We start from the raw sequence: 17505 nt of genomic DNA on the forward strand, positions 1-17505 counted from the left end.
AAAAGGAAAAACCGCCCGAGGGCGGTTTTCCGTCACTGGTCCAGGAAGGACCGCAGCTTGCGACTGCGCGAAGGATGCTTCAGCTTGCGCAGCGCCTTGGCCTCGATCTGGCGGATGCGTTCGCGGGTCACGCTGAACTGCTGGCCCACCTCCTCCAGCGTGTGGTCGGTGTTCATGCCGATGCCAAAGCGCATTCGCAGAACCCGTTCCTCTCGCGGAGTCAGGGAGGCCAGAACCCGCGTGGTCGTTTCCTTCAGGTTTTCCTGAATGGCGCTGTCCAGCGGCAGGACGGCGTTCTTGTCCTCGATGAAATCGCCAAGCTGGCTGTCTTCCTCGTCCCCGATGGGAGTTTCGAGGGAGATCGGCTCCTTGGCGATCTTCATGACCTTGCGGACCTTTTCCAGCGGCATCTGCAGCTTTTCGGCGAGTTCCTCGGGCGTGGGTTCCCGACCGATCTCGTGCAGCATCTGGCGGCCGGTGCGGACCAGCTTGTTGATCGTCTCGATCATGTGAACCGGGATGCGGATGGTCCGCGCCTGGTCGGCGATGGACCGGGTGATCGCCTGCCGGATCCACCAGGTCGCATAGGTCGAGAACTTGTAGCCGCGGCGGTATTCGAACTTGTCCACGGCCTTCATCAGGCCGATGTTGCCTTCCTGGATCAGGTCCAGGAACTGCAGGCCGCGGTTCGTGTATTTCTTGGCGATGCTGATGACCAGGCGCAGGTTGGCCTCGACCATTTCCTTCTTGGCCTGGCGGGCTTCCTTTTCGCCGCGCTGGACCTGAGCCACGATGCGGCGGAATTCCTCGATATCGACGCCGACATACTGGCCGACCTGCGCCATCTCGTTGCGCAGATCATCCACCTTGTCGCGGGACCGTTCGAACAGCGCCTGCCAGCCGCGGCCGGCCTGCTGGGACATGCGGTCCACCCAGGTCGGGTCCAGTTCGGTGCCACGATAGGCGTCGATGAATTCGCGGCGGTTGATCCGCGCGGCATCGGCCAGCTTGACCATGCCGCTGTCGATGGTGACGATCCGGCGGTTGATGCCGTAAAGCTGATCGACCAGCGCCTCGATCCGGCTGCTGTTCAGGTGCAGTTCGTTGACCAGCCCGACGATGCGCGACCGCAGCACCTGATAGTCGCTCTCATTGCTGGCCGAGAAGCTGTTGTCCTCGTTCAGCGTGGCCGACATCCGCTGGTCCTGCATCGCGGCCAGGGCTTCATAGTCGCGCGCGATCAGTTCCAGGGTTTCCAGAACCTTGGGCTTGAGGCTGGCTTCCATCGCGGCCAATGACAGGTTGGCGCCTTCGTCCTCGTCCTCGTCGTCCTCGCCCAGGATGGGATTGCCGTCGGCGTCCAGTTCCTCGCGTTTCTGCGTGGCTTCTGTCTGGACGCTTTCCTCGGTCAGTTCCTCTTCCTCGCCCTCATCGTCGTCCAGCGACTGGCCGAAGGTGGTTTCCAGGTCGATCACGTCGCGCAGAAGGATTTCTTCGTCCAGAAGCTCCTCGCGCCACATGGTGATGGCCTTGAAGGTCAGCGGGCTTTCGCAAAGGCCCGCGATCATGGTGTTCCGGCCGGCCTCGATCCGCTTGGCGATGGCGATCTCGCCCTCGCGGGACAGCAGCTCGACCGAGCCCATCTCGCGCAGATACATCCGCACCGGGTCATCGGTACGGTCCAGCTTCTCGGTTTCCGAGGTCGAGACGGCCACCTCGCGCGAGGTCGATCCGACCACGGCCACGGCCCCGCCCTCGGGTTCCTCGGCCCCGTCCTCGTCCTCGATCACGTTGATGCCCATTTCGGACAACATCGACATCACGTCCTCGATCTGCTCGGACGAGGCGTGCTCGGGCGGAAGCGCCGCATTCAACTGGTCATAGGTGATATAGCCGCGCTCGCGCGCCTCGGCGATCATGCGCTTGACGGCCGCCTGGCTCATGTCCAGGGAATGCGCGTTGTCGTCCTTGTCGGTCTTGTCGTGATCGTCGTCCTTGGCGGCCATCAACGGCTCCCTTCTTCAGGCGGTGATTCGCAGACAGGCGAATCACTGAACATGCGTTCTACATTTAGCGTGGCGCACCCCCGAATCAAAGGGCACGCGATGCGGCTGATTCGCCGACATGGTGCGAATCGATCGGGGATGGTCAGCGGCGTGGCGGCTTGCGCCAGATCTGGCCCTGGACAAACTCCGACAACTGGGCCGAAAGGGCGTCCCGGTCCTCGTTCAAATCCATGCCGCCCTCCAGTTCAGGCCGCTCGGCGCGGTGACGCGCGCGGGCGATCTGCTGCATCCGCCAGGTCAGCCCCTCGTCGGCCTCGCCCTGGATTTCGGCTTCGGCGCGGGCCAGTTCGGTGCCGATGGCCCGCTGCGCTTCCAGCCGGTCCAGAAGATTGCCCAGGATCGCGGCCACGGTTTCAGTGTCCTGCGTGTCGATGACCGCAGGAGTGAGGCCCAGATGGGCGTCACGCCGCAGCGTTTCAAGACCGCGTTGACCTGCCGCGCTTTGCGTCTGGCCCAGAAGGTCGAACAGCAGGGCCGCCCGGTCGGGATCCTGGGGTGACAAGCGCTCCAGGCGGGTTTCCATCTGCGCGACCAGTTCGGGGCGCAAGGCGCAGATCAACAGGCTTGCCCCTTCCAGAAGACTGCCTGCCGCCTGCGGGTCCGAGACGGTCGCAGGAATGGGCAGGACCGGACGCGAGGGTCTGGCGGACCCCTTGCGCTTGCCGGGCGTCCAGTCCACGCGCCGCGACGTTCCGCCGAACAGATCCCACTGCTTGCTGCGCAGTTCCTTGGCGTAATGGTTGCGGGTCAGGTCGTCCGGGATCTTGGCAACGGCGTCCTGAAGGCGCTTTTCCAAGGCGGCCTTGCGTTCGGGGCTGTCGAAGACCTGTCCTTCGGTCTCGCGCGCCCACAACAGATCGACCAGCGGGCGCGCCTGATCCAGCAGCGCCCCCATGGCGCCCGGTCCTGCTGCCTTGATCAGGTCGTCGGGATCCTGTCCTGCGGGCAGGATGACGAAACGAAGCGCCCGGCCCGGTCCCGTCATCGGCAGGGCCAGATCGATCAGCCGCTGCGCCGCCCGCTGTCCTGCCGCGTCGCCGTCCAGGGCGATCACGGGTTCGGGGCTGACGCGCCACATCAGGTGCAACTGCTCCTCGGTGATTGCGGTGCCCAGGGGGGCCACGGCGCCCTCGAAACCCGCACGGGCCAGGGCGATCACGTCCATGTAGCCTTCTGCCACCACCAGCCGCTGGCCCTTGGCAATGGCGGCACGGGCCGGGCCAAGGTGATAAAGGTTGCGCCCCTTGTCGAACAGCGGCGTTTCCGGGCTGTTGAGGTATTTCGCCCGCGCATTCGGATCCATCGCCCGACCGCCGAAGCCGATGCAGCGCCCCTGCCCGTCGCGGATCGGAAAGATGATGCGGTCCCGGAAGCGGTCATAGGCTGCCCCGCCATTGTCGGGCCGCGCCGACATGCCTGCTTCGACGATCAGGGATTCGTCGAAACCCTTGTCGCGCAATGCCTGCGTCAGCGCGGTGCGGCTGTCGGGGGCAAATCCGATCTCGAACCGGTCTAGCGCCGCCTGATCCAGGCCGCGCCGTGCCAGGTAATCGCGCGCATCAGCGGCGGCGCCGGTTTGCAGTTGCAGGCGGAACCAGCGGCAGGCGGCCTCGGTCACGTCCAGCAGGCGGGTGCGGCGGTCGGTTCTTTCCCGGGCGCGGGGATCGGGTTCGGGCATCTGCAACCCGGCCTCCGCGGCCAGCAGCTTGACGGCCTCGATGAACTCCATCCCGTCGGCCTCGCGCAGGAACTTGATGGCGTCGCCCTTGGCGTGGCAGCCGAAGCAGTAGTAATAGCCCTTCTGGTCATCGCAATGAAAACTGGCGGATTTTTCCTGGTGGAACGGGCATGGCGCCCACCAGTCGCCCCGCGCCTGGTTCGACTTGCGCAGATCCCACACGACCTTCTTGCCGATCACGCGGCTGATCGGGACGCGGGTCCGAATCTCGTCAAGGAAGCCGGGGGGAAGACTCATGGGGGGGATTATCGCGCTGCGGCCAAAATCAAGAAAGGGGGTATTTGGACAACGAAGAAGCGGCGGTCAATCCGCGCCGACCGCGCCCCGCGCAAGGCCCCAATAGATGTCGCCGATGCGCCGGCGGTCCAGACGCCCGCCTTCGCGGTACCAGTTCGTCACGCCCGTCAGCATCGCGATCAGGGCCATTGTCGCCAGGCGCGGGTCGTCGATGCGCATCACGCCCGCCGCCACCCCGTCGCGCAGGATGGCCTCTAGCGCGTTCTCGTATTCGCCGCGCAGGGCCGCAATGCGGGCGCGGTTTTCCGGGGTCAGGTTGCGAAGTTCCATATAGGACAGGAACACGGCATCGGCGTGATCCAGGCTGGTGTCGATATGGAAGCGCACGAAATGTTCCAGCCGCGCCAAGGGATCGCCCGGAATGTCGGACCAGGCGCCCAGCAGTTCCTGCATGTGGCTTTCCAGAAGATCGAACAGCAAGGCCTGCTTGTCGGGGGTATAGGCATAAAGCGCGCCAGCCTGCACCCCCACCGCCGACGCGATCTGGCGCATCGACACGGCGGCATAGCCCTGCCGCGCGAACAGGCGGCGGGCATGGGTGCGGATCAGGGGGCCGGTGACATCGGCGCGGGAACCTTGGGTGCGGGCCATGCGGTCTTCTAGCGCGCGGCGGCAGGGCGGGAAAGTCCGTTGCCCCGGTGCAAGCCGCGCCATAATCTTGGGGCCATGAAACATGTCTTGCCCCTGACCTGCGCCGCATTCCTGGCGGCATGCTCGACCGATACGGAATCCTATCCGCGCTTGCTGCCCACCGACCAGATCCTGGCCGAACCTGTCCTGCCCGATCATGCGCCCCAGGCAACGTCGTCCGATGTCGAGGCAGAGGCGCAGGCACGGGCGGACGCGCTGCGGCGGCGCGCCGACGCCCTGCGCGGGCCGGTCATCGAACCAGACACGCTGCGGCGGATCCAGCCCCAAGGATGATTGCTGGCCGCATGCCGATCTGGTAAAGATTCTTGACCAATCCTGTCGGAGAGCCTCATGCCCGTCATCACGTCGATCGAAGATCTCAAGCGGATGCACCGCTCGCGCACTCCGAAGATGTTCTATGACTATGCCGAGTCGGGCAGCTATACCGAACAGACCTTCCGCGAGAACACGACCGACTTCGCCCGGTTGAAGCTTCGTCAGAAGGTGGCCGTGGACATGTCGAACCGCAGCACGGCATCGGACATCGTGGGCCTTCCCGCCGCGATGCCCGTGGCGCTGGCCCCTGTCGGCATGACCGGGATGCAGCACGCCGATGGGGAAATCCATGCTGCCCGTGCGGCCGAGAAGTTCGGCGTGCCATTCTGTCTGTCCACCATGTCGATCTGTTCCATCGAGGATGTGGCGGAACACACCACCAAGCCTTTCATGTTCCAGCTTTATGCGATGAAGGACCAGGATTTCCTGGCCGCCATCATCGAGCGCGCGAAAAAGGCGAATTGCAGCGCCCTGGTCCTGACGCTGGACCTTCAGATCCTGGGCCAGCGGCACAAGGACCTGAAGAACGGCCTGTCCGCGCCCCCCAAGCTGACCCTGCCGACCATGCTGGATCTTGCGACCCGCTGGCGCTGGGGGATGGGGATGCTGCAGACGAAGCGCCGCTTCTTCGGCAATATCGTGGGCCATGCCAAGGGCGTGGCCGATCCTTCCAGCCTGATGAGCTGGACGGCCGAGCAGTTCGACGAAAAACTGGACTGGGACAAGATCGCCCGGATCCGCGACATGTGGGGCGGCAAGCTGATCCTGAAAGGCGTGCTGGACCCCGACGACGCGCGCATTGCGGCGGATTTCGGCGCCGACGCGATCATCGTCAGCAACCACGGTGGGCGGCAACTGGATGGGGCGCTGTCCTCGATCAGGATGCTGCCGCATATCGTCAAGGCCGTGGGCGACCGGGTGGAAATCCACATGGACGGCGGCATCCGGTCGGGCCAGGACGTGCTGAAGGCGCTTGCCCTGGGCGCGCATTCGACCTGGATCGGGCGGGCCTGGCTGCACGGGCTTGGCGCCATGGGCGAGGCCGGGGTGACCCGCGCGCTGGAAATCATCCGCAAGGAGCTGGACATCAGCATGGCGCTGTGCGGCGAACGGGATGTCAGGAACATCGGGCCCCAGAACGTGATGATCCCCCGCGGCTTCCTGGACGAATACGAGGTTCAGGCGCCCAAGGGGGCTTCACAAATCACCCCCATTGCCGTATAGGCCGCCACCTGTCGCCATGCACCCTTGGAGGATGGCGGCACCAACAACCAAGTTAGGAACATATCATGGCCAAAGAGATCCCTGATCTGGTGGCCGAGCCGCGCGCGGGGTCAGGCAAGGGGGCCGCCCGCCAAGCTCGCCGCGATGGCAAGGTGCCCGGAGTCGTCTATGGTGACCACAAGGACCCGGTCAACATCCAGTTCGACTTCAACAAGCTGCTGACGCAACTGCGCGCCGGCCGGTTCATGTCCACGCTGTTCAACCTGAAGGTCGAAGGCCAGGAAGACGTCCGCGTCATCTGCCGCGGCGTCCAGAAGGACGTGGTGAAGGACCTGCCGATCCACATCGACTTCATGCGCCTGCGCCGCACCTCGAAGGTGAACCTGTTCATCCCGGTCGAATTCATCAACCACGAAAAATCCCCCGGCCTGAAGCGCGGCGGGACGTTGGTTACGGTTCGTCCCGAGGTCGAGCTTGTCGTGACTGCAGGCGACATCCCGGACCACATCACCGTCGATCTGGAAGGCCTGAACGTCGGTGAAACGATCCACATCAACGATGTGAAGCTGCCGGAAGGCGCGAAGCCGACCATCGACCGCAACTTCGTCATCGCCAACGTCGCCGCGCCGTCCGCGCTGCGTTCGGGCGGCGACGACGAGCCGGCCGAGGCTGCCGCGGAGGAGTGATCTCCGCGCGCTTTGCGCAATCATCGGGGCGGTGCCGCTTGGCGCCGCCCTTTCCATTTGCGGGCAGCTTTGCTAGCCCCATCCGCAGGAGGTCACATGGAACCTGTCCACATCATTGGCGCGGGCCTTGCCGGGTCCGAGGCCGCCTGGCAGATCGCCCGCACGGGCGTGCCTGTTGTCCTGCACGAAATGCGCCCCGCCAAAGGCACCTTCGCCCACAAGACCGGCGATTGTGCGGAAATGGTCTGTTCCAACAGCTTCCGGTCCGACGACGACGTGATGAACGCGGTCGGGCAACTGCATTGGGAAATGCGCGCGGCGGAGGGGCTGATCATGTCAATGGCGGATCGCCATCGGCTTCCTGCGGGTGGTGCCCTTGCCGTGGACCGCGAGGCGTTTTCAGCAGCCGTAACCGAAGCCTTGCAGGCCGAGCCGCTGATCCAGATCGTTCCGGGCGAAATCACCGACCTGCCAGACGATGGCAACTGGATCGTGGCGACCGGGCCGCTGACCTCGGACGCGCTGGCGCAGGCGATCCGCGCGGTGACCGGCACCGATGCCCTGGCCTTTTTCGACGCCATCGCACCCATCGTCCATGCGGATACCATCGACATGTCCGTGGCCTGGGAACAAAGCCGCTATGACAAGGGCGAGACCGAGGCCGAGCAGAAGGCCTATATCAACTGCCCGATGACCCACGACCAGTACGAGGCCTTCATCGACGCCCTTCTGGCCGCCGAGAAGACCGAGTTCCACGAGGGCGAGACCGCAGGCTATTTCGACGGCTGCCTGCCCATCGAGGTCATGGCCGAACGCGGCCGGGAAACCTTGCGGCACGGACCGATGAAGCCCGTCGGGCTGACGAATGCCCATAACCCGACTGAGAAACCTTATGCAGTGGTTCAACTTCGTCGTGATAATGCCTTGGGAACACTTTATAATATTGTTGGCTTCCAGACCAAGATGAAATACGGCGCCCAGACCCAGGTGTTTCGCATGATCCCTGGGCTGGAGAATGCCAGCTTCGCCCGGCTTGGTGGCATCCACCGCAACTCCTTCCTGAACTCGCCAACGCTGCTGGACGACCGGATGCGTCTGCGTCAGCGGCCGAACCTGCGCTTTGCCGGGCAGGTCACCGGGGTCGAGGGCTATGTCGAAAGCGCCGCCATGGGCTTGCTGGCGGGCCGGATGGCGGCTGCACAGGCGCAGGGGCGCGATCTGCCGCCGCCGGCCCCGACGACTGCCATGGGTGCCCTTGTCAACCACATCACCGGCGGGGCCGAGGCCAAGACCTTCCAGCCGATGAACGTGAACTTCGGCCTGTTTCCTCCGCTTGACGAGATGCGCGGCGGCCGAAAGGGGCGCAAGGACCGATATCCTGCCTATACCCAGCGGGCCAAGGACGATTTCAGCGCATGGCTGGCGGCGCAGTAACCCGCTTCGCACCCTCACCCACCGGACTGCTGCATCTGGGCCATGCCTATGCGGCCCTGGTGGCGGAAAGCCTGGCGGGCCCGGGCCGGTTCCTGTTGCGCATCGAGGATATCGACCGCGACCGTTGCCGCCCCGAATACGAAGCCGCGATCAAGGAGGATCTGGCTTGGCTGGGCCTTGGCTGGCCGGAACCGGTGATGCGGCAGTCGGACCGGATGGAGGCTTATCGAAAGGCGCTTCGGCGGCTGGCGCCCTTGACCTATCCCTGCCGCTGCCGTCGGGGCGACATCCGCGCGGCAATGTCGGCCCCGCAGGAAGGCGCCTGGCCCGCAGGTCCCGACGGACTGATCTATCCCGGAACCTGCCGGGGCCGCAGCCTGACCGATGCGGGACCGGACGACGTGATCCGGCTGGATGCCGCGCGTGCCTTCGATGCCCTGGACTTGGACAGCATCGCTTTCCAGGATCAGGCGATCATGCCCGGACATGACCACGCACTGACCCGGGATCAGTTTCTGGAGGGCATCGGCGATGTGATCCTGTCGCGGCGCGGGATGGGCACATCCTATCACCTGGCGGTGGTCGTGGACGATGCCGCCCAAGGGATCACCTTGGTCACACGCGGAAAAGACCTTTTCGATTCAACCTATATCCATGTGCTTCTTCAGAAGCTGCTTCAACTATCGACCCCTTTCTATCACCATCATCGCCTGATCCGCGACGACGCCGGCAAGCGATTGGCCAAGCGCGATGACGCCCGGGCCATTCGTCATTACCGCGACGATGGCGCGACCCCGCAGGATATCCGCAGCATGATCGGGTTCTAGGCCATCGGCGCCATGATCTCGACCTCCACGCCATCGCGGACGACGGTATAGAAGCAGCTTCGCCGGTTGGTATGGCATGCCGGGCCGGTCTGGCGGACCAGCACAAGCAGGCAGTCGCGGTCGCAATCCAGGCGCAGTTCCACCAGTTCCTGCACATGCCCCGAGCTTTCGCCCTTGACCCAGAACGACTGCCGCGACCGCGACCAATAGGTGACGCGCCCGGTTTCCAAAGTCCGCGCGACGCTTTCGGCATTCATCCAAGCCATCATCAGAACCTCGCCCCCATCCGCGTCCTGGGCAATGGCGGGGATCAGCCCGTTCGGATCATATTTCAGGCTAGCTGGGTCGAACATCGGGTTTCCTTTCGGCTGACGCGTCCCTATCTAGACCCCAGGCAGCGCATGGGAAAGACCGATGGCCGACAGCGACATGATGCAGCTTTATTCCCGCCGAATCCTGGCATTGACGACGGCGATCCCGCATCTGGGCGCATTGCCGGAATTCGACGGCAAGGCCATGCGCCGGTCGCCGCAATGCGGGTCGTCGGTCACGGCCTATGTCGCGATGGAGGGGGACCGGATCGCGGATTTCCGGCAGGAAGTGCGGGCCTGCGCGCTTGGTCAGGCATCGGCCTCGGTCCTGGGGCAAGGCGTGATCGGGCGCAGCCGGGACGAAATCGCGGCGACCCGAGACGCTTTGGAAGCCATGCTGACGACCGAAGCCGATCCCCCCGCCGCCCCTTTCGCCGAGCTTGAGGCCCTGCTGCCCGCGCGCGAATATCCGAACCGCCATGCCTCGATCCTGCTGGCCTGGAATGCGACGCTGGACGCCATCGACCAGGCCACACGGTCATGAAAAAAGCCGGTCCCCTTGCGGGACCGGCAGGTGCGCGTGCTGGGGAACTGACGGTCGCACAGGCAAGCGCCGTCAGGGCAACGCGGGGCAGAGATCAGGCTTGCAGGATCGCAGGCAACCACAAGACGATGACGGTGGTGACGGCCAGGGCGGTGACACCCAACAGGTCGGATACGAATTCGCGGGACATGAGCAACTCCTATCTGTTGCTGTTTTGTTCTCATGTTCCTGGCGATTCGTAAAGAACATTTTAAGAATTTAGCCGACCGAGATCAGACGGATCGCCTCATCCTGGCTCATCAGCCACATCAGCATCCGCACAGCCTGCCCGCGCGGGCTGTCCAGGGTGGGATCGCGGTCCAGAAGATTGCGGGCGTCCTGACGCGCCACCGCCATCAGCCCCGCCTGATGTTCCAGATCCCCGATGCGGAACCGGGGAAGGCCCGATTGCGCCGTGCCGATCACATCGCCGGCCCCGCGCATCTCCAGATCGACCTCGGCGATGCGGAAGCCATCCTCGGTATCCCGCAGGGTCGTCAGCCGCCGCGCGCCGGTTTCGCCTAAGGGGGGGTGATACATCAGCAGACAGGTGGATGCCCCCGTTCCCCGCCCGACCCTGCCGCGCAACTGGTGCAACTGCGCAAGGCCGAAGCTTTCGGCCCGTTCGATCACCATGATTGTCGCCTCGGGCACGTCCACGCCGACCTCGATCACCGTGGTGGCGACCAGAAGCCGGGCACGGCCGCTAGCGAAATCGGCCATGGCCGCGTCGCGCTGATCGGCAGGCATCTGGCCATGAACCAGCCGCACGATATCGCCGAACTGCGCCCGCAGCGCCTGGAACCGCGCCTCGGCCGCGGTCAGATCCGTGACTTCGCTTTCGTCCACAAGGGGGCAGACCCAATAGGCGCGCGCGCCCTGATCCAGCACATGACGCAGCCGGGCCGTCACTTCGTCAAGGCGCTGATCGCTGATCATCACCGTGGTGATCGGCTGCCGCCCCGGCGGTTTCTCGTCCAGGATCGAGATGTCCAGATCCCCATATTGCGTCAGCGCAAGCGAACGGGGGATCGGTGTCGCCGTCATGATCAGCATGTCAGGGGGCACCTGGCCCTTGCCCGACAGTTCCAGCCGTTGCGCCACGCCGAACCGATGCTGTTCGTCGATGATCGCCAGCCGCAGGTCATGGAAATCGACACCGCGTTGGAACACCGCATGAGTGCCGACCAGGATGTCGATGCGCCCTTCGGCAAGGTCCTCCAACAGTTGCGCACGCAATTCGCCCTTGTCGCGGCCGGTCAGGGCGGCCAGCCGGATGCCCGCCGCGCGGGCCAGCGGTTCCAGGGCGCGGGCATGCTGGCGGGCCAGGATCTCGGTCGGGGCCATCAGCACCGCCTGCCCGCCCGCCTCGACCGCGACAAGGGCTGACAGCATCGCAACCAGGGTCTTGCCCGATCCCACGTCGCCTTGCAGCAGCCGGTTCATGCGCCGGTCGCTGGCCATGTCGGCGGCGATGTCCCGGACCGCGCGCATCTGGGCACCGGTCGGAGGCCAGGGCAGATGATCCAGCACCGCGCGCCGCAACCGCCCGTCACCCCCGCTGGGCCGCCCTTTCAGCCGTCGCTTTTCACGCCGAACCAGGGCCAGCGTCATCTGATGGGCCAGAAACTCGTCATAGGCCAAGCGCGCCCGCGCAGGCGCATCGGGCGACAGGTCGCGCACCGACCGGGGATCATGCGCAGCCTGCAATGCCGCCGCAAAATCGGGCCAGCCCCGTTGCGCGATCAACTGCGGATCGATCCATTCCTGCATGGGCGGCAGGCGGGTCAGCGCGGCCTCGATCCCCTTGACCATGACCTTGCGCGTCAGTCCCGCAGTCAGGGGATAGATGGCCTCGAACTCCGGCAGGGGTGGTTCGTCCTCTCGCTGGATATGGTCGGGATGGACCATCTGGGCCAACCCGTCGAACAGCTCGATCTTGCCGCTGACGACGCGGCGGGCGCCGGTGGGAAGCTGGCTTTCGATCCATTCCTTGCGCGGGTGAAAGAAGACAAGCGTCAGGTCGCCAACGCCGTCGCTGCAATGGACGCGCCAGGGACGGCCCTTGACGGCGGGCGGATGATGGCGGCCCACCGTGACGGCGATGGTCACGACCTCGGGCGGCCGGGCATCGCTGATGCGGGCAATCCGGCGGCGGGTGATGCCGCTGGCAGGCAGCGTCAGGATCAGGTCGCGCGGTCGTTCGATCCCCATCTGCGCCAGGGCCTCGCGGCTTTTCGGACCCACGCCCGGCAGCGTGTCGATGGCCGCGAACAGCGGAAACAGCGCCGGGGGGCGCCCCTTGGGCTGCGTCATGACCCGCCCGCGATGCGCAGCCATTCATCCTCGTCGATGACGGTCACGCCCAGTTCCGCAGCCTTCGCCGCCTTCGATCCGGCGCCCGGTGCGGCGATCAGAAGGTCCGTCTTGGCGCTGACCGAGCCTGCAACCTTGGCGCCCATGGCCTCGGCCCGCGCCTTGGCCTCGGCCCGCGTCATGCGTTCCAGGGTGCCGGTAAAAACCAGGGTCTTGCCACTGATCGCGGTTTGCTGGACCTGGCGGGCCGTGGCGGGAATGACCTGGATCTGCCCGATCAGACGATCGATGCTGGCGCGTTCGGCCGGCTGGGTCAGGGTGGTGACAAGCGACTGGACCAGCACGGCGCCGATGCCGTTGATCGTGGTCAATTCGGCCCAATGCGGGCTGTCGGCCAAGGCCATCCGACGCGCCTTGTCGTCGGCTGCAAAGGCCGGTTCATGCGCGGCGCCATCCACGGCGCCAAGCAAGGCGTCCCAGGTTCCGAAATGGCGGGCGAGGATCCCTGCCGCAACCTCGCCCACATGGCGGATGCCCAAGGCAAAGATCAGCCGTTCCAGGGGAATGCGGCGCTTGTCCTCGATCGCGGCAAACAGCTTTTCGACCGACCGGGCACCGAACCCCTCGCGGTTCTTCAGCCTTGCGATGTTGCGGGCGTCGCGTTCGGCCAGGGTAAAGATATCGGCGGGTTCGCGGATCGGCAGGGCGGGATCGGCAAAGAACATCTCGATCTGCTTGGCGCCCAGGCCCTCGATGTCGAAGGCCGCGCGGCTGACGAAATGCTTCAGCTTCTCGATCGCCTGGGCAGGGCAAACCAGGCCGCCGGTGCAGCGGCGCACGGAATCGCCCGGTTCGCGGATCGCGTCGGATCCGCATTGAGGGCAGGTTTCGGGAAAGCGATAGGGCTGGCTGTCTGCGGGCCTGCGCGACAGATCGACGTCGGCGATCTTGGGGATCACGTCCCCTGCCCGGTAAATCTTGACCCAGTCGCCTTCGCGAATGTCGCGCCCCTCGCGAATGGGCGCGCCACTGCTGTCGCGACCGGCGATGTAATCCTCATTGTGCAGGGTCGCGTTGGAAACGACCACGCCGCCGACCGTCACAGGCTCCAGCCGGGCGATCGGCGAAAGCGCACCCGTGCGGCCGACCTGGATGTCGATTCGGTCCAGCCGCGTCCAAGCCGTCTCGGCCGGGAACTTGTGCGCAAGCGCCCATCGCGGCGTGGTCGAGCGGTAACCCAGCCGTGTCTGATAGGACAGGTCGTTGACCTTGTAGACGACCCCATCGATGTCATAGCCCAGGGTCGCACGCTGCTGTTCGATCTCGGCCCAGACGGCCAGCATCTGACCGGCATCATGGCAAAGCCGCGTCAAGGGGTTCGTCCGAAATCCCAGGGCGGCCAGCCGTTCGACCGCTTCCATCTGCGTATCGGCCAGTGCCTGGCTGAGCTGGCCCCACCCATATGCGAAGAACCGCAAGGGACGCGAGGCGGTCACATCAGGGTCGATCTGTCGCAACGACCCGGCGGCGGCGTTGCGGGGATTGGCGAAGACCCGTCCCCCTTCTGCCGCGTTCAGGCGCTGGAAATCGGCATGGCTCATGTAAACCTCGCCCCGCACTTCCAGAATGGCCGGGGCGCCCGTCAGTCGGTGGGGAATATCGGCGATGGTGCGGGCGTTGGCTGTGACGTTTTCCCCGACCGCGCCGTCCCCGCGGGTCGCGGCCTGGACCAGAACGCCATCTTCGTAGCGCAGGGACAGCGAAAGGCCATCGATCTTGGGTTCCGCGGTAAAGGCCAGATCGCCATCCCGCAGACCCAGGAAGCTGCGGATGCGGGAAACGAAATCGGTTACATCTGCGTCGGCAAAGCCGTTTTCCAGCGACATCATCCGCTGGGCATGGACGACCTTGCCGAACCCCTCTGCCGGGGCGGCCCCGACCACCTGGCTGGGGCTGTCGGGCCGGGCAAGCTGCGGGAAGGCACGCTCCAGCGCCAGCAGCCGCTGCTTCAGCGCGTCGTATTCCGCATCCGACAGGACCGGTGCGTCCTTGACGTGATAGTTGTCGTTCGCCTGGGCGATCCGGGCCGACAGGTCGGCGATTTCATCGCTAGCGCGCTGTTCGTCAAGCGCGGCCACATCCGGCCGCGCCGCGCCGTCATCCTGCTTTCCATCGCTCATCGCTGTCTCCGCCTTCCGTTCGTCCGTTCTATACGACGTTCGGCGAAGGGTTTTACAGGGGCTGCCGCCAGCTTCCTGCAGCAGCCGCCCTTTCAGGCGCCGATCGCCAGACGTTCGGCATTGGGCGCAGGCTCGCGCAGGACATAGCCCCTGCCCCAGACGGTTTCGATATGGCTGTCACCCCCGATGGCCTCGGACAGCTTCTTGCGCAACTTGCAGATGAAGACGTCGATGATCTTCAGTTCCGGTTCGTCCATCCCGCCGTAAAGATGGTTCAGGAACATTTCCTTTGTCAGCGTCGTGCCCTTGCGAAGGCTGAGAAGTTCCAGGATTTGATATTCCTTGCCGGTCAGGTTCACGGCCTTGCCTTTGACCTGCACCGTACGCGCATCCAGGTTCACCACGATTTCCCCGGTCTTGATGATCGCCTGGCTGTGGCCCTTGGACCGGCGGATGATCGCCTGGATGCGGGCCTGCAATTCCTCGCGGTTGAAGGGCTTGGTCATGTAATCGTCGGCGCCGAAGCCAAAGCCCCGCAGCTTGCTTTCGGTATCGTCAGAGCCGGTCAGGATCAGGATCGGCGTATCGACACGCGCAAGGCGCAGATGGCGCAGAACCTCCATCCCGTGCATGTCGGGCAGATCGAGATCCAGAAGGATCAGGTCATAATCATACAGCTTGGCAAGGTCGATCCCCTCCTCGCCCATATCGGTTCGAAAGACATTGTAGCTGGCGGCAGTCAGCATCAATTCGATGGCCCGAGCGGTGCTGGGATCATCCTCAACCAACAGAATTCTCATGAATGTAAGCCCCGATTCTGGTATTCGCTACGATCAACCATCAACCTATAAGGTTAATATGTTGTTACCATGATCCGGTAATTGATCTGGAGCAACTTATGGTTGTCGAAATCGCTGGATTGCGGTGATTTTCAAGGCGTCCAGCCCATGAACCTGCATGGCACGCGCCCAACTGTCGAATTCCTCGTCCGACAGGCCATAGCGTCGAAGGGCCTCCTCCTTCGTGATCAGGCCATGGACCACGGCGTTGACGACGGTTTCCTTGCGGCTGGCCACCCAACGCGTGTTGTCAGGCGGAAGGTCGGCCACGGTCAGGATCCTGCCATCCGGCAATGTCACGGTGCGAGGCGTGTCGGTTTTCTTCAAGAACATCCCACCTGTCCTATGTCGCTTACGAAGGACATTGTCCCGGATCCCATTAAGGCCCCGTTGAAGGTGGCAGGTTTTTCTGGCTTCGCCTGCTTGAGAATAGACAGCATTTGCCTATATTTCGACGCAATTGTTTTCCATCGGATCCGCCATGACCCTCCATCACCGCGCCCCGGCGCGCGACACCTTGCTGAACAGCCTTGGCTTCCCGAAGGCCCCCGCACAGACCCGGGTGGTCGTCGCGATGTCGGGCGGCGTGGACAGTTCGGTCGTGGCCGCCAAGCTGAAGTCCGAGGGTTACGACGTGATCGGCGTCACCCTGCAGCTTTACGACCATGGTGCGGCCTTGGCGAAAAAGGGCGCCTGCTGCGCAGGCCAGGACATCCATGACGCGCGACGCGTGGCCGAACGCATGGGCTTTCCGCACTATGTCCTGGATTACGAAAACAGGTTTCGCGAATCGGTGATCGACGAATTCGCCGATGCCTATCTGGCGGGCGCGACGCCGGTGCCCTGCATCCGCTGCAACGAGCGCGTCAAGTTCCGGGACCTGCTGGAAACTGCGCGCGACCTGGATGCCGACTGCATGGCGACCGGCCACTATATCCAGCGCAAGAACGGCGCGGCGCGGGCCGAGCTTCACATGGCTGCGGATCCGAACCGGGATCAAAGCTATTTCCTGTTCTCGACCACGCAGGAGCAGCTTGATTTCCTGCGCTTTCCCTTGGGGCATCTGGAAAGCAAGGCCGAAACGCGCGCCTTGGCGGCCGAATACGGCCTGGCGGTGGCTGACAAGCCCGACAGCCAGGACATCTGCTTCGTGCCCAACGGCAACTATGCCGCCGTGATCGAGAAATTGCGCCCCAATGCGGCCGAACCGGGCGAGATCGTGGACATGGATGGCAACGTCCTGGGCCGGCACAAGGGCGTCATCCATTATACGATCGGCCAGCGGCGCGGGCTTGGGATCGGCGGCCTGGGCGATCCGCTTTACGTCGTGCGGCTGGATCCCGATGCGCGGCGCGTGGTGGTCGGACCGAAATCGGCGCTTGCGACGACGGTCGTGCCCATCAGCGAAGTGAACTGGCTGGGCGATCAGCCTTTCGCGGGCGAGATCCCGGTGATGGTCCGCATCCGGTCCACTCGCCCCCCGCGGCCCGCGATCCTGCGACCCATCGACGCCACACGGGCTGAGGTCGAACTGCTGGACGCCGAGGAAGGCGTCAGCCCCGGCCAGGCCTGCGTCTTCTATGAACCTGACAGCACCCGCGTGCTGGGCGGAGGCTGGATCACGCTGCGTCGGCGGAAAGCTGCCTGATTCGCTGGATCATCGCCCGCAGCCCGTTCGACCGCTGCGAGGACAGGTGTTCGTCCAGGCCCAGCCGCGCCAGTTCGGCCTGCGCGTCGATCCGGCCCACCTCGGCCACCGGGACGTCGGAATAAAGCGCGTGCAGCACCGCGATCAGCCCGCGCACGATCATCGCATCGCTGTCGCCCTGGAAATCGAAGCGTCCATTTTCGATGCGGGGCATGATCCAGACCTGGCTGGCGCAACCCTCGACCTTGGTGGCGGGCACCTGCAGCGCCGGATCCATTGGCGGCATCGCCCGACCCAGTTCGATCACATGGCGATAACGTTCCTCCCAGTCGTCGAGGAAGTCGAAGGTTTCGGCGATGTCTTCGAAGGCTTGGGTTGCCATGGCACGGT

General features: G+C 64.7%; 16 protein-coding genes. 7 read left to right on the plus strand and 9 right to left on the minus strand.

The window, feature by feature from the left end:
* Positions 1–32 precede the first annotated feature (32 nt).
* From rpoD to IEX25_RS12990, 3 genes are all read right to left on the minus strand, one after another.
* On the minus strand, positions 33–2006 hold the full coding sequence (rpoD, locus tag IEX25_RS12980) for an RNA polymerase sigma factor RpoD (RefSeq protein ID WP_188715433.1): 1974 nt from the start codon (positions 2004–2006) through the stop codon (positions 33–35).
* A gap of 142 nt (positions 2007–2148) precedes the next feature.
* Positions 2149–4041, minus strand: a complete 1893-nt coding sequence (dnaG, locus tag IEX25_RS12985; RefSeq protein WP_188715435.1) for a DNA primase — start codon at positions 4039–4041, stop codon at positions 2149–2151.
* Positions 4042–4107: 66 nt separating this feature from the next.
* The gene (locus tag IEX25_RS12990; RefSeq protein ID WP_103171059.1) at positions 4108–4692 is read right to left on the minus strand and encodes a TetR/AcrR family transcriptional regulator; all 585 of its coding nucleotides are present in this window, start codon (positions 4690–4692) and stop codon (positions 4108–4110) included.
* A gap of 75 nt (positions 4693–4767) precedes the next feature.
* Between IEX25_RS12990 and IEX25_RS12995 the strand changes: the two genes are divergently transcribed.
* From IEX25_RS12995 to gluQRS, 5 genes are all read left to right on the plus strand, one after another.
* Positions 4768–5025, plus strand: coding sequence for a hypothetical protein (locus IEX25_RS12995; RefSeq protein ID WP_188715437.1), 258 nt, complete (start codon positions 4768–4770; stop codon positions 5023–5025).
* A 57-nt stretch (positions 5026–5082) separates the two neighbouring features.
* Positions 5083–6291, plus strand: a complete 1209-nt coding sequence (locus tag IEX25_RS13000; RefSeq protein ID WP_188715439.1) for an alpha-hydroxy acid oxidase — start codon at positions 5083–5085, stop codon at positions 6289–6291.
* A gap of 65 nt (positions 6292–6356) precedes the next feature.
* Positions 6357–6977, plus strand: a complete 621-nt coding sequence (locus IEX25_RS13005) for a 50S ribosomal protein L25/general stress protein Ctc (protein WP_103171056.1) — start codon at positions 6357–6359, stop codon at positions 6975–6977.
* 96 nt (positions 6978–7073) lie between these two features.
* Positions 7074–8411, plus strand: coding sequence for a methylenetetrahydrofolate--tRNA-(uracil(54)-C(5))-methyltransferase (FADH(2)-oxidizing) TrmFO (gene trmFO / locus IEX25_RS13010; protein ID WP_188715441.1), 1338 nt, complete (start codon positions 7074–7076; stop codon positions 8409–8411).
* Entirely contained in the window at positions 8393–9238 is an 846-nt protein-coding gene (gluQRS, locus tag IEX25_RS13015) for a tRNA glutamyl-Q(34) synthetase GluQRS (protein ID WP_188715443.1), read from the plus strand. The genes trmFO and gluQRS overlap by 19 nt, the downstream gene beginning before the upstream one ends.
* Here gluQRS and hisI read toward each other — a convergent pair.
* A complete protein-coding gene (hisI, locus tag IEX25_RS13020) occupies positions 9235–9591 on the minus strand; it encodes a phosphoribosyl-AMP cyclohydrolase (RefSeq protein WP_188715445.1) in 357 nt (118 codons plus the stop codon). The genes gluQRS and hisI overlap by 4 nt on opposite strands.
* A gap of 61 nt (positions 9592–9652) precedes the next feature.
* On the opposite strand from hisI, the gene IEX25_RS13025 reads away from it, so the two are divergent.
* Positions 9653–10093: an iron-sulfur cluster assembly scaffold protein gene (locus IEX25_RS13025; protein WP_188715446.1), complete on the plus strand. Its 441-nt coding sequence runs from the start codon at positions 9653–9655 to the stop codon at positions 10091–10093.
* A gap of 258 nt (positions 10094–10351) precedes the next feature.
* On the opposite strand, the gene recG is transcribed toward IEX25_RS13025, so the two are convergent.
* The 4 genes from recG to sciP all read right to left on the minus strand — a co-directional run bounded on the left by recG (position 10352) and on the right by sciP (position 15800).
* Positions 10352–12472, minus strand: coding sequence for an ATP-dependent DNA helicase RecG (gene recG, locus IEX25_RS13030; RefSeq protein ID WP_229665190.1), 2121 nt, complete (start codon positions 12470–12472; stop codon positions 10352–10354).
* Positions 12445–14628 carry an NAD-dependent DNA ligase LigA gene (gene ligA / locus IEX25_RS13035; RefSeq protein ID WP_188715448.1) on the minus strand — a complete coding sequence of 728 codons (2184 nt, stop codon included), beginning with the start codon at positions 14626–14628 and terminating at the stop codon, positions 12445–12447. The genes recG and ligA overlap by 28 nt, the downstream gene beginning before the upstream one ends.
* A 92-nt stretch (positions 14629–14720) precedes the next feature.
* Complete coding sequence (gene ctrA, locus IEX25_RS13040; protein WP_103171050.1) at positions 14721–15428, minus strand: response regulator transcription factor CtrA; 708 nt, start codon at positions 15426–15428, stop codon at positions 14721–14723.
* A 96-nt stretch (positions 15429–15524) separates the two neighbouring features.
* A complete protein-coding gene (sciP, locus tag IEX25_RS13045; RefSeq protein ID WP_103171049.1) occupies positions 15525–15800 on the minus strand; it encodes a CtrA inhibitor SciP in 276 nt (91 codons plus the stop codon).
* Positions 15801–15948: 148 nt separating this feature from the next.
* Here sciP and mnmA point away from each other — a divergent pair, with 148 nt between their 5' ends.
* A complete protein-coding gene (gene mnmA, locus IEX25_RS13050; protein WP_188715451.1) occupies positions 15949–17115 on the plus strand; it encodes a tRNA 2-thiouridine(34) synthase MnmA in 1167 nt (388 codons plus the stop codon).
* Here mnmA and IEX25_RS13055 read toward each other — a convergent pair.
* Positions 17087–17497, minus strand: coding sequence for a SufE family protein (locus tag IEX25_RS13055; RefSeq protein WP_188715453.1), 411 nt, complete (start codon positions 17495–17497; stop codon positions 17087–17089). The genes mnmA and IEX25_RS13055 overlap by 29 nt on opposite strands.
* Positions 17498–17505: the final 8 nt, after the last annotated feature.

This window comes from Paracoccus acridae, assembly GCF_014642735.1.
GTDB lineage: Bacteria > Pseudomonadota > Alphaproteobacteria > Rhodobacterales > Rhodobacteraceae > Paracoccus > Paracoccus acridae.